The 19297-nt window shown below is 57.9% G+C and carries 19 protein-coding genes and 3 pseudogenes; 7 read left to right on the forward strand and 15 right to left on the reverse strand.

The window, feature by feature from the left end; genetic code table 11:
• Window positions 1–74: 74 nt before the first annotated feature.
• The 5 genes and pseudogenes from QP990_RS08400 to QP990_RS08415 form a co-directional block, all read left to right on the forward strand.
• Window positions 75–770 (forward strand): annotated as a pseudogene (locus QP990_RS08400) (IS3 family transposase); the annotation flags it as partial.
• 55 nt (window positions 771–825) lie between these two features.
• Window positions 826–873 (forward strand): erythromycin resistance leader peptide, encoded by a 48-nt coding sequence (locus QP990_RS12370; protein ID WP_011116968.1) that lies wholly within the window; start codon window positions 826–828, stop codon window positions 871–873.
• 99 nt (window positions 874–972) lie between these two features.
• Window positions 973–1827 carry a 23S ribosomal RNA methyltransferase Erm gene (gene erm / locus QP990_RS08405; protein ID WP_257045183.1) on the forward strand — a complete coding sequence of 285 codons (855 nt, stop codon included), beginning with the start codon at window positions 973–975 and terminating at the stop codon, window positions 1825–1827.
• A 164-nt stretch (window positions 1828–1991) separates the two neighbouring features.
• Window positions 1992–2409: pseudogene (locus QP990_RS08410) on the forward strand (transposase family protein); the annotation flags it as partial.
• Between the two features lie 353 nt (window positions 2410–2762).
• Window positions 2763–3026, forward strand: a complete 264-nt coding sequence (locus QP990_RS08415; protein WP_011117479.1) for a hypothetical protein — start codon at window positions 2763–2765, stop codon at window positions 3024–3026.
• Between the two features lie 861 nt (window positions 3027–3887).
• Here QP990_RS08415 and QP990_RS08420 read toward each other — a convergent pair.
• The 5 genes and pseudogenes from QP990_RS08420 to QP990_RS08440 form a co-directional block, all read right to left on the reverse strand.
• Window positions 3888–4480, reverse strand: a pseudogene (locus QP990_RS08420) (recombinase family protein).
• Window positions 4480–4734 (reverse strand): hypothetical protein, encoded by a 255-nt coding sequence (locus QP990_RS08425; RefSeq protein WP_034659529.1) that lies wholly within the window; start codon window positions 4732–4734, stop codon window positions 4480–4482. Before QP990_RS08425 ends, QP990_RS08420 begins: the two are co-directional and overlap by 1 nt.
• Before the next feature lie 204 nt (window positions 4735–4938).
• A complete protein-coding gene (locus QP990_RS08430; protein WP_248100326.1) occupies window positions 4939–5367 on the reverse strand; it encodes a hypothetical protein in 429 nt (142 codons plus the stop codon).
• Window positions 5368–5772: 405 nt separating this feature from the next.
• Window positions 5773–7275 (reverse strand): recombinase family protein, encoded by a 1503-nt coding sequence (locus tag QP990_RS08435; protein ID WP_046202906.1) that lies wholly within the window; start codon window positions 7273–7275, stop codon window positions 5773–5775.
• Complete coding sequence (locus tag QP990_RS08440) at window positions 7254–8627, reverse strand: cell division protein FtsK (RefSeq protein WP_284799064.1); 1374 nt, start codon at window positions 8625–8627, stop codon at window positions 7254–7256. The genes QP990_RS08435 and QP990_RS08440 overlap by 22 nt, the downstream gene beginning before the upstream one ends.
• 151 nt (window positions 8628–8778) lie before the next feature.
• Between QP990_RS08440 and eccD the strand changes: the two genes are divergently transcribed.
• Together eccD and QP990_RS08450 are read left to right on the forward strand one after the other, a co-directional pair.
• Entirely contained in the window at window positions 8779–10206 is a 1428-nt protein-coding gene (gene eccD / locus QP990_RS08445; RefSeq protein WP_023020599.1) for a type VII secretion integral membrane protein EccD, read from the forward strand.
• A 56-nt stretch (window positions 10207–10262) separates the two neighbouring features.
• A complete protein-coding gene (locus tag QP990_RS08450; protein WP_232213546.1) occupies window positions 10263–11402 on the forward strand; it encodes a S8 family serine peptidase in 1140 nt (379 codons plus the stop codon).
• Here the strand turns inward: QP990_RS08450 and eccB are convergent.
• The 10 genes from eccB to map form a co-directional block, all read right to left on the reverse strand.
• Window positions 11392–12678 (reverse strand): type VII secretion protein EccB, encoded by a 1287-nt coding sequence (gene eccB, locus QP990_RS08455; RefSeq protein ID WP_023020597.1) that lies wholly within the window; start codon window positions 12676–12678, stop codon window positions 11392–11394. The genes QP990_RS08450 and eccB overlap by 11 nt on opposite strands.
• 75 nt (window positions 12679–12753) lie before the next feature.
• Complete coding sequence (gene truA / locus QP990_RS08460) at window positions 12754–13635, reverse strand: tRNA pseudouridine(38-40) synthase TruA (RefSeq protein ID WP_369707468.1); 882 nt, start codon at window positions 13633–13635, stop codon at window positions 12754–12756.
• A 147-nt stretch (window positions 13636–13782) separates the two neighbouring features.
• Complete coding sequence (gene rplQ, locus QP990_RS08465) at window positions 13783–14280, reverse strand: 50S ribosomal protein L17 (RefSeq protein ID WP_023020595.1); 498 nt, start codon at window positions 14278–14280, stop codon at window positions 13783–13785.
• Between the two features lie 72 nt (window positions 14281–14352).
• On the reverse strand, window positions 14353–15363 hold the full coding sequence (locus QP990_RS08470) for a DNA-directed RNA polymerase subunit alpha (protein ID WP_005322760.1): 1011 nt from the start codon (window positions 15361–15363) through the stop codon (window positions 14353–14355).
• Window positions 15364–15477: 114 nt separating this feature from the next.
• On the reverse strand, window positions 15478–16083 hold the full coding sequence (rpsD, locus tag QP990_RS08475; RefSeq protein WP_005322762.1) for a 30S ribosomal protein S4: 606 nt from the start codon (window positions 16081–16083) through the stop codon (window positions 15478–15480).
• A gap of 21 nt (window positions 16084–16104) precedes the next feature.
• Window positions 16105–16509: a 30S ribosomal protein S11 gene (gene rpsK, locus QP990_RS08480; protein ID WP_005322764.1), complete on the reverse strand. Its 405-nt coding sequence runs from the start codon at window positions 16507–16509 to the stop codon at window positions 16105–16107.
• Window positions 16510–16512: 3 nt separating this feature from the next.
• Window positions 16513–16881 carry a 30S ribosomal protein S13 gene (gene rpsM / locus QP990_RS08485; RefSeq protein WP_005322765.1) on the reverse strand — a complete coding sequence of 123 codons (369 nt, stop codon included), beginning with the start codon at window positions 16879–16881 and terminating at the stop codon, window positions 16513–16515.
• A 183-nt stretch (window positions 16882–17064) separates the two neighbouring features.
• The gene (gene infA, locus QP990_RS08490; protein ID WP_004566852.1) at window positions 17065–17283 is read right to left on the reverse strand and encodes a translation initiation factor IF-1; all 219 of its coding nucleotides are present in this window, start codon (window positions 17281–17283) and stop codon (window positions 17065–17067) included.
• A 300-nt stretch (window positions 17284–17583) separates the two neighbouring features.
• A complete protein-coding gene (locus tag QP990_RS08495; RefSeq protein ID WP_023020594.1) occupies window positions 17584–18435 on the reverse strand; it encodes a L,D-transpeptidase in 852 nt (283 codons plus the stop codon).
• Window positions 18436–18500: 65 nt separating this feature from the next.
• Window positions 18501–19295 carry a type I methionyl aminopeptidase gene (gene map / locus QP990_RS08500; protein ID WP_023020593.1) on the reverse strand — a complete coding sequence of 265 codons (795 nt, stop codon included), beginning with the start codon at window positions 19293–19295 and terminating at the stop codon, window positions 18501–18503.
• Window positions 19296–19297 lie beyond the last annotated feature (2 nt).

Here is a 19297-nt window from a genome sequence, read left to right on the forward strand (position 1 = left end):
TGAACTCGACGGAATACTTTCTAGGCATAGTTCAATCCTTCCTTAGCTGAGGTAGGAACTAAACCCAGGACGCTTCACTTCATCGTGACGGAATCGATATCGGTCGTGAACAAACCGCGCGGCTGATGCGTCTAGCCGGTGTATCAGGCAAAGGCAAAGGCCGCTCGCCTATGACCACTCGCACACCTCAAAGGCCGGATTTGCGCCCGGACTTGGTGGAGCGAGAATTCAAAGCCGAAGGCCCGAACAAGCTGTGGGTGGCTGATATTACCTACGTGCGCACGAAGAAAGGCTTTGTGTATGCCGCGTTTGTCACCGATGTTTACTCCCGACGGATCGTTGGGTGGGCGTTATCAGATTCCATGCGCACCGAAGCGTTGCCGCTGCAAGCTCTCAACCAGGCGATCGCGTCTGCTGAGGAAACAACAGGTCTCATTCATCATTCGGATCACGGCTCGCAGTATGTCAGCGTTGTCTACAACGAGCGTCTTGCCCAGCACGGGATTGCCGCTTCCACCGGAACTGTTGGCGACTCCTATGACAATGCTCTGGCGGAAAACGTTAATGGTTCCTACAAAAACGAGCTGATCCATACTCGCAGGTGGGATGAGGTTGTCGAGGTGGAAATCGCGACGTTTGAGTGGGTGTCATGGTGGAACGAGACGAGGCTTCACCAAAGCTTGGGCTACCGCACGCCAGCTGAAGTGGAAACCGAATTTTGGGACCAGCACCCGCCGCAAGCAATAATAGAAATCAAGGCAAACGCCTAGGAACAAAACCCGGGGCACTTCACACCCGCGAATTTAAATGGATATAATTAGACCCATGTTGATTTCAGGTACCGCTTTCTTGCGGTTGCGCACCAACCGCTAAGGCGGTTTCCTACCCCGTAGGTTAAAAACCACTCCGGTCCTTTAGCCGGGCGGCTATTTGTCATGCCCGGCTCCCTTTCAAATCCAAGGAGCACACCTGATGTCTGCATACGGACACGGCCGTCACGAGCATGGCCAAAATTTTCTCACCAACCACAAGATCATCAACTCCATCATCGACCTTGTGAAACAAACCTCCGGCCCCATCATTGAGATCGGACCAGGAAGCGGTGCCCTCACTCACCCGATGGCCCACTTGGGGAGGGCGATAACGGCAGTTGAAGTGGACGCAAAACTAGCTGCCAAAATCACACAAGAAACCTCCTCGGCGGCGGTCGAAGTGGTCCATGATGATTTCCTTAACTTCCGGTTACCCGCCACTCCCTGCGTCATTGTGGGAAACATTCCCTTTCACCTCACCACTGCCATTCTTCGAAAGTTGCTGCATGCGCCAGCATGGACTGACGCTGTACTCCTCATGCAGTGGGAAGTCGCTCGCCGCCGGGCCGGGGTAGGCGCAAGCACGATGATGACGGCTCAGTGGTCCCCATGGTTCACATTTCACCTGGGTTCTCGGGTACCAAGGACTGCTTTCCGGCCACAGCCAAACGTTGACGGGGGGATCTTAGTGATCCGCCGGGTGGGTGACCCGAAGATTCCGATAGAGCAGCGCAAAGCCTTTCAGGCGATGGTGCACACCGTTTTCACTGCCCGGGGACGCGGGATAAGGGAAATTCTCCGAAGGGCAGGGTTGTTTTCATCACGTTCAGAAACACAATCATGGTTGCGCTCGCGAGGAATCGACCCCGCGACCCTACCTCCCAGATTGCACACCAACGACTGGATCGATCTCTTCCAGGTGACTGGTTCCTCTCTACCTCACCATCGACCCATTTCACCATCGGGAAGTAGTCAACGACCTCCTCAACGGAAAAACCGAAGCCGGCGGCGTTAATCCCCACCAAAACCGAAATCCACCAGTAGTACTAAAAGGGCTCTTCCGGTTTTAGAGTGCATTGATTAGTTCGCCGGGGGTTCGGGCGTGGCACAAGATATTGGGGTCCTTGGCTTTGTAGGAAAAAGGTATCTAATCCATCCGTACAAAACTAAGGACCTACTGTGCAGCCTAACGGAAATGTCATCGTCGATACCATCTGCCGCACCGCAAAACTAGGAACTACTATCACCGGTGCCACAGAAAACGGTGACGTCACTGTTATTGAAGCCGAACCCGTCGAGCCGATCAATGAATGCCCTACCTGCGGGCAGCCTGGAGTATTCCGCGACCACGTCATCCGCAGCCTGGTCGATCTGCCCATCGTCGGCCACCCAACAACTTCATGTGCGCCTTCCACGCTACCGGTGCACCAACAAGCGTTGCTTGCAGAAGATCTTCCGTGCTGGCCTTGCCTGCGCGCCCGACAATTCAAAGACCACGGACCAGGTGACCCACTGGATCCTGCAACGACTCTGCCTAAATCGGATGAGCGTTGCCGCTGCACCCAAGTCATTAGGCCTGGGGTGGGATATGAAGTGTCCCAGGTTTTGTTCCGTTTGATGAAACCCGTTTTTGAAACAACGTACGGAGCACAACGCACGCCGATGCCAAAGCTTCCGCAACATCGACTACCTCATCAAACCCACGACAGTGGGATTCACACCCTCAATCCCCACGCGTGCAATCTTCGCACCTCAAAGATTGAAAAATGAAAGAAACCGGAGGTAACATACCCTTTCGAGTTTGTTACTTCCGGTGGTGCAGTTTGTTCAACTGCTCATCAGGATCTTACGGGGGATAACACTAACACACCCTGACTCTTGGAAAACGCAGCACACAGACCGTGCACACCCTCACCGATAAAATGGGCACCAGTCCCGAAAGGAGAAGGAATGTACACGACCATCACCCTCGCCGCACTCGCAGTACTTTTCGTCTTAATCATCCAGACCATCCGCCGCGAACGGCCAGAAGACCGTATGTATTACGCCGCGCTTGGAGGCAGCATAAGCGCAGCAATGATCCTTGTCCCCTCCTTCCTTTTCACCCAGGCCGGTCTCTCGCGAGAACTGGCCGCACTGCTCATCTCCTTCGGCCTACTAGCCTTGTGGATTACCATTTTCGGACTCCGCCTAAACGCAAGAACTAGCAGGTAAACCTGCATAACACAGAACATATGCTTTAGCATATGGCGGAACATACGCTATAACATATGCCTAAACATATGTTCCGCCATATGGCAGGACTCGCGGGCGCACGAATACGCAGATTCCCGCCCGCAGTAGAGAAAAGGAGGGCTACGGGCTCAGTGTGGGAGTATTGCGAAACCTTCGCGCGCCCATTAGCCTAAAAAGTGACAGCACAGTTCATCCCTGAATTGCGGCTGCACAATAAAAAGGGCCCCAACGAGTGCCAGCTCGTTGAGACCCTCGGGCCTAAAGACCCACGTGAAGCATCGCGGTAACGAGCTTCACGATTACGGTCACAAGAACTATGACCTTGGTAGCCACATCTAGCCAGTCAAGCTTGGTGGCATCAAGGTCTTTTCTTTTGCGACCGGGTGTATCCAATGAGTGTTTACCCATTGTCTACCTCCCTTTACGTCGTAGGGTTGTCCGCTCGCCTGAAAAAGGCGCGCGGGACAGCCCACGTCACGCGCGGGCCTTACCGCGCACCGACGAGGAAGTCACGCCCACGCCCCACCACAGGTGGCGGGGCATGATTGTGAACCGGCACTAACGTTAGCAGCCACCCCTGACGAGACCTAGAAGCATGATTTCACCCCTGCCTTTATAAAAGCCGCCCATGAGGGGAAACCCGTACAGTGCTACTTGCAGCTGCACTCAACACCGCTAATTTCTCTGCCTGTCACCCTATCTAGACGCACGAAAATGCTGGCAGTGCTACATAACTGCCGACATATGCTTTAGCATATGCCTAAACATATGTCCCGCCATATGGCAAGACATATGACGGGGCTCATGGGCGCGCTGATCTACCATCACGGCTGCACTACCCTAGGTGTTTTTCAATGCTCGATACACCGTAGGACGGGTTACCCCAAATTCCCGCGCTAGTGCTGCCTTTGACTCCCCTGCCAATATGCGCCGTTTAATCTCCGCTACTTGCTGCGGGCTAAGAGCGGGTTTGCGGCCTTTGTACTTTCCGGCCTTTTTCGCCAACGCAATCCCCTCCGCCTGGCGCTCGCGGATAATGGCCCGCTCAAACTCCGCGAAGCTACCGAGAATTCCGAGCATTAAATCCGCGCGCGGATCGGACGTGTCTTTCGCAAACGCGAGATTCTCATGCAGGAAAGTAACAGTCACACCCTTGCCGGTAAGTTCATCAACAATACCGCGCAGATCTGTCAGCGATCGGGCGAGACGGTCAATCGACGACACGACAAGTTCGTCACCGTCTCGCACGTACGCCATACACTCGACAAGTCCAGGGCGGGCAGTCTTGGTGCGGCCGGAAATCCTATCTTCAAAAACCGGTCAATCCTGCCGGAAGCATTGAGTAGTTCTTTCTGGCGCTGATTATTCTGCTCCACCGTGGAGACACGGATATAGCCCACCCGCTGCCCATGCGAACCAGAGTCATTGACCATTAGTCTTCGCTCCGCGAAGGTTTAAAGGCGGCATTCTCTTGTTCTATGACTGCATCACGATACGACTCGATTGCATCCGAGAGGGCATAAAGCTGAACACCGTCGAGGCCATCAGCGTCAGCAAGCAAGGATTGTACAATCCTGCCCAACGCCTGCTGCCCCGACGAGAGTCCACCATGCAGATCTTTCACCCGCGCCAACGCGGGTACAGAGTCAATATGACTTTCAATATGGAAACCGTCAGACGATAACATCACACTCACCACTTTCTGTAAACATAAGGCTTAGACCCCGCTAGACACGTGTAAAACAATGCTAGGAACGGCCCTATTTTACAGGAAACATTCTGCCGCACACCGGCGTAACAATAGGGTGTACCACCCTGATACACCCTCTGCCTTAATCAAGAGGTGACGGCATTTATCATATGGATATTCCGTTGAATTTCCGGATCACAATCAAGCACAAATAGATCCCAGAGGGAACCCTCTGCCATCGCTCGACACATTAACGGCTTTTACATGACTGGTAAATTCCCTAGGTACTGTCTCTTCACCTAATGCCAAATCACGCCATAGCCGAGAGACACCAGCCCCTTCCATCGCGGGTTCGTCAACGTCTTTAGCCACACATGAAAGGCTATACAAACCCCATTCAGATTCATCAAATGGGTAAGTGCCAAAGTCTCGCATATCCCTACGGAAATCTTGCATCATGACTTCGCGAATTACTCCGTCTCCCCCATGTGTAATTTCGTCAGTTACATAGAGTATCTCTGTGATATCTCGAGCCTTATCCACTCTTTTTAAATACTGTTTATGGAATTGTTCAAGGTCAGACTCTCGAGCGAGGAAGTAAGTTGTAAAAAGAAGAGTTTCGCCCAACATATTAAATCGGATCACCTTTTACTGTGAAAGCTCCAGAATTTGCATACCTAGGCTGAGGGTAGCAGTGTCTTTTATGCACATTTTCCGAATTTGTTCATGTACAAATCCGCATCTTTCTCCGCCTTTGATGGAAGTGCGCAATTTACTACCGCCAATCTTCCCGCCATCGCTGTTGGCAGGAGGTCGAGAATGTAACTCCACTGTAGCGGAGAAGTGTAACCCAATTAAAAAATTAACGATATCAGACAGTTAAGATATTCTTTCCAGCGCTCGACATGCGAGGCTGCGAGAGTCGTGTCTAATTTTTCCCAAACGCTACGGTTGAGCGGTGTCGCCCCCGAGGAACGTGGACAGATTGGTTGCCAGCTCTCGCAGCACTCCCTCGGAGAAGCGCTTCACAGACAGCTACTGTAGCCAGGTGATCTTCACGCGGTGCGGGTCGAATTTCTTAGCGCCAGGCTTGCCAGGCAGGATGCGAATTTCCATTAGCAGCCGAGTCAGCCGTCGCTTATCCTCAACAGAGGCACCGCCCCACCACTTGGCAAAGTCCGGCACGTCGACAAGTTCTACAGCAAGGGGGTCAGCAGCATGACTGGTCGTTAGTTCACGCATTTTTCCATCAAGACCTGCAATCTGAGCTTCAATTTTCTTTGACATTCGCACGAATGTTGGCATGTCAATCTCTTCATCGATAGCAGAATTTTCAATCTGCTCACGCTTGGCCAACAGCGCGTTTCGCCGTCCTGAAAGTTCTTGGAGTCGTTCGGTAAGGGTGTTGTTCTCTGGTGCCAAGGCCTTACGCAACGCATCCACGGCGTCAGGTTGCTCCATGCGTTTAAGAATGACAGCTTCGATAAGATCATCAACCTCAGCACCGATAGAGACATGGGTACCGCCCGGCTCAGAGCGCTTGCAGGTATAGAAACGACGAGGTTTACCATCCGTGTTCCGCCGACTACGCGAATACATCGGTTCTCCGCAGGTGCAGGTCAGGACAGAAGCGAGGAAATAGCGCGGTGCGTTACCGCTATGTGAGAGCCGCCGCGACGGGTCGCGCAAGATTGCATCGAGCTTTTCACCTGTAACCTCGTCGATAATCGCAGACCAGTTGCCTTTACCAATGATTTTGCGATCTTTAACAAGACGTTTCCCCGTATCCGGGTCAGTTGGGTTGAACGTACTCAAGCCGCGCACGCGTGGGTTGAGTAAAATGTCTCGCAGCGTTGGCGCCGACATAGGCCTGCCTGAAGTCGCAGTAAGACTGCGTGCATGAAAGACCTCGCGCACGGTTTCGCGCAGAGTCTTTCCAGCAATGACCATCGCGGCGGCGTCGAGAATAGCCTTGGCCTCTTCGTCGATGATGGTCTCAGCGTCAGCCTCGTAGCCGAACATACGCCGCCCGCCTGTCTTAGGCCGCCCTGTCCGAGCCCGGTCTTCGTAGGCAGCTCGAATACGTGCAGCACGATCAATAGACTCCTGCTCAGCAATCAGACCAAGAATCACGATAGTGAGCCGCGATGCGGGGTCTGAAGGGTCAATGTTGTAGCCACGGTTCGCTTTGACGGTGACGTTGTACTTCTCGCACAACTCAAAGAGCGCCAATGTGTCTTTGGTGCGACGGGTCAGCCTATCGAGTGCGTAGACGTAAACAACGTCAATCTCGTGGTTCTCGATGGCGTGAATAAGCTTGTTGTAATCAGGGCGAGGGTCGCCAGAGAAGGCGGAGATGTTGTTGTCCACGTAGGTGGCGACCACCTTAGCCTCGTCAGCCTCAGCCTGCTTAGTGGCGAGGTGAATTTGCCGTTTCACACCGGCTTCTTCCTGCTTATCCAACGAAATACGTGCGTAAATCGCCGCACGCTGTGATGTAGTCGCTGTCATATGCCCTATTGTACCCCAAACCCACATTCCTTATTGCCGCTGCCGGTAGCCCCAATGCACAAGCCATGCGGGCCCATGCCGCCGTGCGCAGATTCCTTAAGATCCACCGTGACGGGTTGGCCGACCGTATCGATGCCGATGGGCACCATGAGGCGCGCCGAGCCTTCTCGGCCATGCCACATGCCGCTGGCCGCTAGCTCCTCCACATCGCGATAGCCTAAAAGGCCCATGAGGTCACTTCCATGGCGGCCAGAGGTGCTATCGGGCCGGCGAAAGGAAGCCATGCTGCGCGCAAGCAATGTCGCAGCGGCCACGCTCATTCCATCGGGAGCCCCTAGTTCTTCCACCCCGGCTGCGGTGACTACCTGCAAGTGGTCCCCTGCCACCAGGCTTAGGCCTTCGTGCTCGGCACGTACCCCCAGCGCCGAAGACGGCGCCCCTGCGACCTCGATGATGGTGGTGTAGGAATCATCGTGGAAAAAATCCTCGGTTCCCGTTGTCAGCACGCCGTCGACAATGAGGATGCGAAAGCGTGCCTTCTCCGGCGTGCGAGCGTGGGGCAGCCACTTTAGCCATTCCCACTGCCCACCACGAGCTTCAATGCCGCAAGCTTCTGGGCCATGCGCCAATGCCATCTGGAGGACCATAGCGCGCACCATATCGCGGGCGGGATCCGCAGGCTCTTCACCTCGCGTCGACGCCGTACCGGAAACAGAAAGAAAGCGAAAAGCCTGCAATTGAATAACCACCGGCATATCGGGCACGGTACCCACCGCTTTGATGGTCTGGCGCATGCTCACTGCGCACACTGGGTCTAAGTCCTCGGTGGCTCCAGAATCCGGCACGTTGATGGGAGTGCACAGCGTGGTAGGCCCAGTTCCTACGCGTACCTCGAGGGCGTCTGAGTCATCGGGGCCGCGCTCCCACATGCGACGCGAGCCTATCAGCGCACTTAGCTCTTCCGGTGCGGGGTGGCGATAGTTCTCATGTGCGCGCTGCGCAGAAGCGTTGCATAGGGCCTTTTCCCGTAAGGCTTTGATGTGGCGCAGGTAGGTGCGTCGGGTTTCATCAGGATCCTGCCCGCTGTTATTGGGCCCAAACATCATGGCCATGCTCGCCAGCATCATCAGCGGAAACATCAAGGCCATCGGGCTTATCTGCCGGGAATCTCCCGCACCAAGCACCATAAGGGCGACCATGCCAAGCATCGCCGCAATCATCACCACCGGAAGAAGCAGCCGCACCAGCGGTACCGGTTGTGGGCGTACTGCCTCTGGGACCTCCTCGGCCTCAATGCTCCCGGCGGGCAGCGGCGGTGCAGCATCCCGCAATGGCATGGTCAACGGCTCAATTACACGGGTATCCCCGATCCCAAGCATGCTTAGGTAACCTCCCCCGAGCCACGCGCCAGCGCCCTTAGCCCCCTGCCAAGATTCCCCGCGCTGCGGTGGACACGTCGCCACTAGTAAGCCACAATATGTGGCATTGGGCAAGGGGGACGCCCACAATCCATTGACTTTCGGGGGAATAATGACTACTGCTACAGCACACCACCTGCGCCTTACCATCCGCATTCACGCCGGTACATTCCACAAAGAGGCGGACGTGGCACTACCGTTGAGTTCCAGCGTGGGCGAGCTTTTGGCTGAAATCACGGACTTAGTGGATGCGCCCACGATTTCCGAGCCCTGGCGCGCCAGTACTGTTTCTGGCCGCGCTATCGATCTCACCGCCCCGCTGGCCGCCACTCCACTTACCGAAGGCGCCATCCTGGTTATTAGTCCGCGCGAGCGCCGCCCTGCGCCGGTGATTCGAGATGCAGCAGAATCGCTTGCCGCCGCGGCCGAGGAGGATACTACCGCTGCCCTTCCTGTTGTTTGGGCGTGGGGAGGGCTACTTGCCGCCTTCGCTTTGCTCTGGGTTAGCACCCTTCCCCTTGCGGCGTGGGCGGCGCTGGCCGCAGGAGCGCTTTTGCTCGCCCTGTGGATCCGTGTCCTGTCGCTGGTGCACCTTAGCTTGGTGGCCAGCATGGCGTGCGGCTGGGTGATAATTTCGCCCTCGCTGGATGAGGCGCCGTTTGCCGCATTTACCGCCTGTTTCACCCTGCTCATCGTGCTACTTGCTTGCCACGTCACCGGGTTAAGCACGGTTCGCACCAGCTCTGCGGCACTCACTGTCTCGGCTCTCATCTTCATCGCGGCATTGGGGTATCTGCTGCCCGGACCAAGGGCAGGGCTACACGCCAGCCACGGTACGGCGGCCGCTGCCTGTGTCATCATCGCCGGCATTATTATGCTGGCCACTGCCCCTGCATTGAGCATTGCTACTGCTGGCCTCAAGGTTCCGCAGCTGCCCACGGCCGGCCAAGATCTTGCGGTATCCGATGCTAGCCAGCCGGATGTCGATAGCCGCGCGTGCCGCGCCAGCAGCGCCTACGAGGGAATGTGCTGCGGCCTGTCACTCTGTCTTATTCCGGCGCTCATCGCTCTCTCGTTTACAGGCAGTGGTCCGGCTCTATCACCGACCCATGGCGCGCCTGATTCTCTCACCGAGTACATTTCGGTGCTTTTTGGAACAGAGGGCTCCGGCGCGGGCTTCGTCCAAGCACTCTGTGTTACTTCCGCGGGTGCCGTAATGATGCACGCCTCCCGGCACGGTCGTGCGCTAGCCAGTTGGGCACTCATGGTTTTGGCAATTGCCGCGTGCCTGGCTACTTGTCTCTGTGCCACCCACGCGATAGTAGATTCCGGGCTTGCACATGCTTGGGCACCGGCCTTGATTTCCGGTCTCGTTCTCATCGCTATGATTAGCGCCCCGCTGTGGGCGTCCAAGGTGGCGGGGCTAGAGCCCACCACCATCGCTTGGTTTGAGCGCATCGAATCCCTAGCTATTGCCGCCAGCTTGCCACTCGCCGCCCACCTAACCGGCGTTTTCATGCTCATCAGGGGTATCGGATGATGCGCAGTCTACCTACTACATTGTGGATAAGCCCGGCGCTTCTTGCTTGCGTAGCTGTGGCAATACTTCCCGTTACCTTAGGTGCTGCGGCATTAGTAACCGCTCCCGATGCGACCGCGCGTGAACCGGACCGCGAATGCGCAATCGCGCATTCCTCACCGCTTTCGCCCCAACCTAGCGAGGATCAGCTCAACTACCGCGCCCGTCTGCACTCCTTTGCCACCGGGGAGGGCGTAAAGGTTGCCGTTATCGATACCGGCGTGGCTACCCACGATCAGCTGCGGCACCTCAGCGGTGGCGCGGACCTTATCGCGCCGGAGGAACCGGAGCCGCACCGCGACTGCGACCTGCACGGCACTGTCGTAGCCGGTATCATCGCCGGCCACGATATCGGTATCGCGCCACGGGCGGAAATCTACGCTGTGCGCCAAACCAGCGCGCATTATCGCCAAGAGCGAGAAGACAATACCACCGGCTCGCTAGATACCTTGGCCCAAGCGATTGATGACGCCGCCGATGCCGGCGCCCGCATCATCAATATCTCCGTTGTTTCTTGCGTCCCGCCGGATGTGGCCGCCCAGGTGGATACTTCCCGGTTGGACGGTGCTTTAGCACATGCGGAAGAATCTGGATCCGTGGTAATTGCCGCATCCGGCAACGCTTCTTCCGGTAGCTGCGAGATGGGTGACCGAGTATTTCCAGCGGATTCGCCCACAGTGCTCTCAGTAAGCGCCCAAGCGGATTCGCACGAGCTCGCTGACTACTCTCTGACTTCGGCGGATGGCCCACAACTGGCCGCGCAAGGATTTGTACCACTCGCGCTCAATCCCGCCGGCGGATGGGCCGACGGCAAAGAGGGTACGGACGGCACGTCACAATTTCACGGCACCTCCTTTGCCGCGCCGGTAGTCAGCGGCACGGCGGCCCTACTGGCGCAGCGTTTCCCCGATGACAGCCCGGCCGCCCTGCGTAAACGCTTAGAAGACGCCGCGGAGCCGGGACACGGATTCGTCGACCCGCTCACGGTGCTCACCCACGTGGAATCATCCACGCTCGGAGATACCCGAGCAATGGCTATCCGCCCCGCCGAAAAGAGCACATCACGCGCACCTATGCACAGTGCATGGGTACTCGGCGGGTTGGCGTTGGCGCTAGCCGCGTGGGCAACGTGGCGCGGGCTGTGGTCTAAGAGCTGACCTGCAGCGCCTGCTCCCGGCTAAGCGCCGAGCCTTCCGGCAGCAAACGCAGAATCTCCCAGGGCACCCGCGCGCCTACACCAGTGCCCAGCGCCTCTAAGGTCTCTTTATCCTTGACCTCGTGCCGCTGACCCGTCGGTGCAACCACGTGGTAGCCATGACCGCTATCTACTCCTACGCCTCCGCCGTTGAGACCACCAAAGCGCTGCGCCACCGTCTCACCAGCCAAGGCTACGGTACCCGCTTGGGCAGGTACCACTTCCCCGCCGCCCTCATTACTCGCACACATCCAACCATCGTCTGGGCTCACAAAGCGGAAAGTGGTGGAGGGAAGGTTGAGGTTTAAGGGGACGTCGGCAAGCGCAGCAATCTCCTGGGCCGTGGATGTCGCCGTCTTGGCGCCTAATCCAATAAGCATCTGCGCCTGCGTGGGCGTAAGCTCGGCGACGCCATCGGGTGTGCGCGCCCATAGGCCCTGGCCTGTGTCTACGACCTCCGGCGGCTGCGCCGGAAAATTCAGCGGAGGCAACTCCGCAAAAGCATTGAGCAGCTCAGGCGGCATGGGCCAGGCGTGGGTGCCGTCGTCCACACCAATCGCGCGACGCACCACACGCCCCTGGGTGTTAGAGGGATCAGGCAACGCCACCCGGCCGTCCTGAGTAATAAGCCACTGCGTGCCTTCGGTCTCCACCAATGCGGCGCGCTCCGGCCCCAGGCCTTCCTGGTCGGGCTCGGCAAGCACGATGACCTCTTGTGCAGCAACCTGGTGGCCGCCGATGCTAGTCGGGTTTTCCGCCCCTGAGGACTCCTCTTTACCTGCCAAACAGGCCGCCCAGCGCTGCTGCGGAGTCTCGCTGGCAGCCGCAAGGTACCCCGGGGCATCCGCGATCCCTACCGGGGACCCCAGAAGCGCGTCGTGCAGGTGTTCATCCCCTATCGCCTGAGCCTCGGCAGCCTGACCGGCGATGATGCGCGCAGACGCCAGGTTAAAGACTGGGTGGTAGGTATCATTGACATCCACAAATAGCTGGCCCTGCTCCGAGCGCACTATGGGCGCATCGCCCGGTTGCGGGCTCGGTTGCAGCCATGCGAGCATGCCAGAGCCCACCGCGAGGAAGGCTATGCCCACTCCGCCGAAAAGCAGGGCCTTGCGCCGCCTTGCCAAAGGATCATGAATCATCCTGATATCGCCCAATACGAGCCCGTGCTCGACGCGGCGGCGCAGAAATTTATGCCCCGAAACTTGGGCCTTAGTAGTAGGCAGCGGACGTGCCATGATTTTCCCCCGAAAAGTCTGTGTACACCCAGCACACAGGCTATCCCAGGTGGGCTCCCACCGCCACCTGGAAAGCTAGTCGGCGCTGCGCCGTTCCCGAGTAGCCTCGGCGCGGGCGGCCATCTGATCCGCCGCCGGGTAATCTACGGCCACCAGAGAAAGCCCTTTCGCCGGAGCCACGGGGATGCTGGAGGAGCGTTTGGTCTCGTGGAGCAGCGCTTCGGCGAAGTCGGCATCGCGGCGCCCCTCCCCTACACGCAGGCAGCACCCCACCAAGGACCTAACCATCGACCAGCAAAACGCATCGGCGCTCACGCGGGCCTCGAAGAGCTCTGGTTCCTCAGGCGTTGAAATATCCCGCCAGGAGAACTCTTGCAGCTCACGAATGGTCGTGGCATTCGGCTTAGCTTTGCAGAAGGCCGCGAAGTCATGCAGGCCTACCAACGCGGTGGCGGCCTCCTGCATGGCATCGATATCCACTGGCTTTATCCACTCGGCGGTATCCCGCGCACGCGTCGGCAAAGCGCCCCGCGGGCTGGTAGTAATCCGGTATACATAATGCCTGCGCAACGCCGAGAAACGCGCATCAAAGCCCGCGGGCGCAAACTCGCAGCTATGTACCCGCACGTCTTCAGGCAAAAGCTTTGCTAACCGACGCACCAGCTTCCCCGGTTCCCCCGCCACTGAGCGCTGCTCCAGCATCTCTTTGGGAACGTCCACGTGGGCAACCTGGCCACGCGCATGGACCCCGGCGTCCGTCCGGCCGGCGACCGTTAGCGGTACCTTTGCGCGGGCGATCATCGCGAGTGTTTCTTCCAGCACGCCTTGCACGGTGCGCAGACCGCCTTTTTGCTTCGCCCAGCCGTGGAAATCCGTTCCGTCATAGGCCAAGTCCAAGCGCAGGCGCACGAACCCGTCTGCCGGCCCTTCTGCCGTGGTAGATGCTGCAACAGTCATGGTGGGACTCATGCTACCGGAGGCACTTCCCTCGACCAGAGCCGGGCCCAGCTCCCCGTGCACCGTTCGGAAGAGTCCAGAAATAAAAAGCCGCCGCCCTCCCACAAGTGGGAAAGGCGGCGGCAAAGCGCTAAGGCCGAAGGGGAACTACTTCTCCTCGGACTCCTCAGCTGCGGTCTCCTCAGCAGGTGCCTCGGTTTCTGCAGCCTCGTCTGCCTTAGCTTCCTCAGCCTCGGCGGCCTTAGAAGCGGCAGCGCGGGTAGCGCGGTTAGCCTCGGAGGTCACGGTCTCCTCAAGAACGAGGGAGATCTGGGACATCGGGGCATTGTCACCGGTGCGGTTGTCCAGCTTGATGGTGCGGGTGTAGCCACCCTCACGGTTCTCAAACTTCGGTGCGACCTCGTCGAACAGGTAGGAAACGACATCCTTGCGTGGGATGAGCTTCAGCACTGCGCGGCGGTCAGCAACGGTGCCGGACTTAGCCTTGGTGATGATCTTTTCGATGTACGGGCGAAGAACCTTCGCCTTAGCATCGGTGGTCTTGATAGCGCCGTGCTCGATCAGGCTGGCTGCCAGGTTGCTCAGCATGTGAGCCTGCTGCTTGGCGGAGCCGCCGAGACGGGCACCCTTCTTAGGGGTTGGCATTGTGTACTCCTCGTATGCGGTAAAAGTTGAGCGCGCGGCAATTAGGTAATTGCCGCAAGTCAGCGGGGTTCTTTACTCGGAATCCTCAGCAGCCGGGTCCTTGAAGTCACCGGTTTCTGCGTCGTAGCCCTCGAGCTGGGTCGGGTCAAAGTCCTCAGGGGTGTCCTTGAGAGCCAGGCCCAGGTTAGCCAGCTTGATCTTTACCTCATTGATCGACTTCTGGCCGAAGTTGCGGATATCCAGCAGGTCGGACTCGGTGCATTCAGCGAGCTCGCCCACGGTGTGGATCTCCTGACGCTTCAGGCAGTTATAAGAGCGGACGGAGAAGTTCAGGTCCTCGATCGGCATGCCATAAGCAGCGATGTACTCGGTCTCCTGCGGGGAGGGTCCGATCTCGATGCCTTCGGCAGCGTTGTTCAGCTCGCGAGCCAAGCCGAAAAGCTCAACCAGGGTGCCACCGGCGGAAGCCAGTGCATCGCGTGCGGAGATCGAGTTCTTGGTTTCGACGTCGATGGTCAGCTTGTCAAAGTCGGTGCGCTGCTCAACACGAGTTGCCTCGACCTTATAAGAGACCTTCAGAACCGGGGAGTAAATCTGGTCGACCGGGATACGGCCGATCTCACCGGAGGTAGGAGCGGCTGGGACGTAACCACGGCCGCGCTCGACGACGAGCTCAATGTCCAGCTTGGCGGTGTCATTCAGGGAAGCGATGTGCAGATCCGGGTTGTGGATCTCCACGCCAGCCGGCGGCTGGATATCGCCCGCGGTGACATCGCCCGGGCCCTCCTTGCTCAGGTACATAACTACCGGCTCATCAGAGTCGGAAGAAAGCACCATGCTCTTGATGTTCAAGATGATCTCAGAAACGTCTTCTTTCACACCGTTGATGGTGGTGAACTCGTGGAGAACACCATCGATCTTGATGGAGGTTACTGCTGCACCCGGAATGGAAGACAGCAGGGTACGACGCAGCGAGTTACCGAGGGTGTAGCCAAAGCCCGGCTCGAGCGGTTCGATGACGAACTTGGAACGAGACGAGTCGATGAATTCCTCGGTGAGTTGAGGACGCTGGGAAATGAGCATTGCAATTCTCCTTTTCGGCGACCGCTATTTGACGCCGGTAGAGGGGTAAAAATCTTCGGGTTCGAAGATTCCTGGTTCTCCGCCAGGCCATTAAAGGCCTCGCGGAATAACAGTTTACTTCGAGTAAAGCTCGACGATGAGCTGCTCCTGCAGCGGAATGTCGATCTGAGCGCGCTCGGGCAGCTGGTGCACGAGGATGCGCAGGGTATCAGGAACAACCTGCAGCCATGCCGGTACGTTGGCATCGATGAGGGCGTCCTGAGCATCTTCGAACCATTCCATCTTCTTGGAGCGGTCACGGACATCGATGATGTCGTACTGGGTGACCTTGTAGGAAGGAACGTTGATGTTCTTGCCGTTCACGGTGAAGTGACCGTGGGAGACAAGCTGGCGAGCCTGGCGGCGGGTGCGTGCCAGACCTGCACGGTAAACTACGTTGTCCAGGCGGGACTCGAGCAGGATAACCAGGTTATCGCCGGTCTTGCCCGGGAGGCGGTTAGCCTCTGCGTAGTAGCGACGGAACTGACGCTCCAGCACACCGTAGGTGTACTTTGCCTTCTGCTTCTCCTGGAGCTGCAGCAGGTACTCAGATTCCTTGATGCGGTTGCGGCCAGCCTGTCCCGGTGGGTACGGGCGGCGCTCGAATGCCATATCTCCGCCGACCAAGTCGACGCGAAGACGGCGGGATACGCGGGTAGCGGGGCCAGTGTAACGAGCCATTTTCTTACCTCTTCCTTTCCCTTAAACCTTGCGGCGCTTGGTCGGACGGCAGCCGTTGTGCGGCTGTGGGGTGGCATCCGTGATCGAGGAAACCTCGAGGCCTGCGGCCTGCAGGGAACGGATGGCGGTCTCACGGCCGGAGCCCGGACCCTTGACGAATACGTCAACCTTCTTCATGCCGTGATCCATTGCCTTGCGTGCAGCGTTCTCAGCTGCCATCTGAGCGGCGAACGGAGTGGATTTACGGGAACCCTTGAAGCCAACGTGGCCGGAGGATGCCCAGGAAATAACAGCACCGGTCTGATCGGTGATCGAGACGATGGTGTTATTGAAGGTGGACTTGATATATGCGTGGCCGAGAGCCACATTCTTCTTTACGACGCGACGGCCGGAACGGCGCGCGCCGGAACGAGTCTTTGGAGGCATGAATTACTTCTTCTTTCCTGCGATCGTCTTCTTCGGACCCTTACGAGTGCGCGCATTGGTCTTGGTGCGCTGGCCACGTACAGGCAGGCCACGACGGTGGCGCAGACCCTTGTAGCTACCGATTTCAATCTTGCGGCGGATATCAGCCTGAACCTGACGGCGGAGGTCACCCTCAACCTTCCAGGTAGCTTCAATTGCGTCACGGAGCGCCGACAGCTGGTCATCATCCAGGTTGTCAGTGCGCAGGTCAGGAGAAATGCCAGTCTTTTCTAGCAGTTCCTTGGCACGGGTTGGACCGATGCCGTAGATGTAGGTGAGAGCGACCTCCATACGCTTATTGCGTGGGAGGTCAACACCAGCTAGACGTGCCATATGGCGTGTCCTTTCGGGTTGTTACGGCGGTTTTCTCCCCATCCGTCCCACTCCATGCAACGCTTCGCCCGGACCGTGCCGGGAATCCTTGGGTTACTTACCAGTGTGGGCTCAGGCCACCGTAGCCTGAGGTGGACAGGGTGAACCTACAGGTCCACCCTTGGGTGAGGAGGCTTACAGTTTTTACTTGTAGCGGTAGACGATGCGTCCACGGGTCAGGTCATAAGGAGACAGCTCTACAACCACGCGGTCCTCTGGGAGGATGCGAATGTAGTGCTGACGCATCTTGCCAGAAATATGTGCAAGAACCTTGTGTCCATTGTCGAGCTCGACACGGAACATTGCGTTGGGCAAAGGCTCGATAATGCGGCCTTCTACCTCGATTGCGCCTTCCTTAGCCATAACCTCTACTTTTCTGGCGACGGACAAGTGTGCCGTCACCTGCATGTTTGTTGTCTACTGCGGTGGCGTATCCGCGCCAGCCTCACTGACGCTATACACCGACTTAACAGCATACGCTGCAGCGACACGATTTCCAAACCAGTGCGCTTTTCGACGTCCCATAATGGACTTCCCCGCTGCCCTACCCTTGTGCCCACGGTCAGAGTTCTTAAGACTTGCAGATCAAAGAAATCCCCCAACACCGGCCCCCTTCTCGGGGAACCAGCGCGGGGGAATCAATAAGCGCAGTGGCGGGAGGCTTTAGTAAATGAATACCTTATCGCCGACCTGCACGTTATCCCAGTAACGCTTTGCAGCGTCCGGCGGCAGGTGTACGCAACCATTGGAGTCAACGGCCGGGTCATCCAGGTGGAAGGCGTGGCCATTGTTGGTGAAGTAGATGGAGTACGGCATCGGCGCGTTATTGAACTCGCGGGAGATTTCGTGCTCTACCTTGCGGGTGACGTGGAAGGTGCCGCGTGGGGTTTCCTGACCTTGCATGCCAGCCGACATTGCCGGGGAAACATAGGAGACCTTTCCACCGTCCTGCAGCCAGGTGCGGCGACCGTTCAAGTCAACACACACCTTGGCATCCGCTGGGCACGGACCACGGTCAAACTCGTTAGCGCGGCGTTGTGCTTCCGCCTTGCGTGCGGCAGCCTCGGAGCGAGCCTTCTCAGCGGCAACGCGCTCGGCATTAGCGCGGGCCGCAGCCTCGCGAGCCTTGCGTGCTTCCTCATTCTTCTGAGCAATCAGACCCGGGAAGAGGAATTCAACGGCGCCATCCACCGCAGTCTGAACGCTAGGAACCAGCTCAGGAGAGAACTTCTCCGCCTGGTCCAAAATCTGGTTGCGGGTGTTCCACGCCTGCTCGCGGGTTTGGCCGTAGAAATTATCCAGCTGTGCCTTTGCATCAGCGGTGAGCCTATCTAGGCCGGACTGAGAAGAGAGCTGTGCGAGGTCAGAGTTTGCCTTGGAGCGGAGCTGATCCAGGTTAGGAACCTCCTGGGCAGTAGCGGCAGGAGCCGCAACGGTGGCACTCAAGGCCATCACGCTAGCGACTGCGGGCGCTGCGACCGTGGCACGGAACTTGCGGAAGCTAAATTTAGACATAGCTGTGAGTATAACCTTTCGGGGGGTATCTGCCTAGTACAACAGGCAATATTGGGGAATATATGTCAGTAGCGACGGGTGAGAATACGGGGACCATCGGCGGTGGCGGCCACCGTATGCTCCCAGTGGGCGGCAAAGGAACCATCGAGGGTAACGACCGTCCAGTCATCCTCCAAGACGGCGGAATCCTCTGTGCCCAAAGTTAGCATGGGTTCGATGGCCAGTACGGAACCTTCCTGAATCAGCGGGCCGCGTCCGGGCCGGCCTTCGTTAGCTAGGTAGGGATCCTCATGCATGGTGCGGCCAATTCCGTGTCCGCCGTAGCCATCGACGATAAAAAGCTCCACACCGAATTTGTCCTCGGCACGGCGGGTGGCTTGCTCTAAGGCATGGGAGACATCGGTAAGCAGATTGCCCGGAACCATAGCTTGCATGCCTTCCATAAGGACCCACTCGGTGGCCTTATTGAGGGCCTCGACATCTGGATCGAGCTTGCCCACGGCGAAGGACCATGCGCTATCGCCGACCCAGCCGTCGAGCGTGGCCCCACAATCAATGGAAACTAGGTCACCTTCGGCGAGGACGGTTTCCTGGTCTGGGATTCCGTGGACGATGACATCATTAACCGAAGCGCAAATGGAGCCCGGGAAGCCCTCGTAGCCCTTAAAAGTGGGATATGCCCCGGCATCGCGAATGGTCTGCTCGGCCACTGCATCTAGCTCGAGGGTAGATACGCCAGACGCCGCAGCAGCGCGGACTTCCTGCAGTGCCTTGCCGACGATCTCGCCGGCGGCCTGCATGGCGTCTAGCTCACCCGGGGTGCGGGCGGGGATGCGCTTACTGCGGCGTCGAAAAGCCATGC

The organism is Corynebacterium sp. MSK071 (assembly GCF_030232125.1).
In the GTDB taxonomy this organism is placed as follows: Bacteria; Actinomycetota; Actinomycetes; order Mycobacteriales; family Mycobacteriaceae; genus Corynebacterium; species Corynebacterium kefirresidentii.

Excerpts from the sequence above, each read along its gene's own strand:
- erm (WP_257045183.1), top strand. The coding sequence starts at position 973 with ATGTCTGCATACGGACACGGCCGTCACGAGCATGGCCAAAATTTTCTC.
- QP990_RS08415 (WP_011117479.1), top strand. The coding sequence starts at position 2,763 with ATGTACACGACCATCACCCTCGCCGCACTCGCAGTACTTTTCGTCTTA.
- QP990_RS08425 (WP_034659529.1), bottom strand. The coding sequence starts at position 4,734 with ATGTTATCGTCTGACGGTTTCCATATTGAAAGTCATATTGACTCTGTA.
- QP990_RS08430 (WP_248100326.1), bottom strand. The coding sequence starts at position 5,367 with ATGTTGGGCGAAACTCTTCTTTTTACAACTTACTTCCTCGCTCGAGAG.
- QP990_RS08435 (WP_046202906.1), bottom strand. The coding sequence starts at position 7,275 with ATGTGGGTTTGGGGTACAATAGGGCATATGACAGCGACTACATCACAG.
- QP990_RS08440 (WP_284799064.1), bottom strand. The coding sequence starts at position 8,627 with ATGCTTGGGATCGGGGATACCCGTGTAATTGAGCCGTTGACCATGCCA.
- eccD (WP_023020599.1), top strand. The coding sequence starts at position 8,779 with ATGACTACTGCTACAGCACACCACCTGCGCCTTACCATCCGCATTCAC.
- eccB (WP_023020597.1), bottom strand. The coding sequence starts at position 12,678 with ATGGCACGTCCGCTGCCTACTACTAAGGCCCAAGTTTCGGGGCATAAA.
- truA (WP_369707468.1), bottom strand. The coding sequence starts at position 13,635 with ATGACTGTTGCAGCATCTACCACGGCAGAAGGGCCGGCAGACGGGTTC.
- rplQ (WP_023020595.1), bottom strand. The coding sequence starts at position 14,280 with ATGCCAACCCCTAAGAAGGGTGCCCGTCTCGGCGGCTCCGCCAAGCAG.
- QP990_RS08470 (WP_005322760.1), bottom strand. The coding sequence starts at position 15,363 with ATGCTCATTTCCCAGCGTCCTCAACTCACCGAGGAATTCATCGACTCG.
- rpsD (WP_005322762.1), bottom strand. The coding sequence starts at position 16,083 with ATGGCTCGTTACACTGGCCCCGCTACCCGCGTATCCCGCCGTCTTCGC.
- rpsK (WP_005322764.1), bottom strand. The coding sequence starts at position 16,509 with ATGCCTCCAAAGACTCGTTCCGGCGCGCGCCGTTCCGGCCGTCGCGTC.
- rpsM (WP_005322765.1), bottom strand. The coding sequence starts at position 16,881 with ATGGCACGTCTAGCTGGTGTTGACCTCCCACGCAATAAGCGTATGGAG.
- infA (WP_004566852.1), bottom strand. The coding sequence starts at position 17,283 with ATGGCTAAGGAAGGCGCAATCGAGGTAGAAGGCCGCATTATCGAGCCT.
- QP990_RS08495 (WP_023020594.1), bottom strand. The coding sequence starts at position 18,435 with ATGTCTAAATTTAGCTTCCGCAAGTTCCGTGCCACGGTCGCAGCGCCC.
- map (WP_023020593.1), bottom strand. The coding sequence starts at position 19,295 with ATGGCTTTTCGACGCCGCAGTAAGCGCATCCCCGCCCGCACCCCGGGT.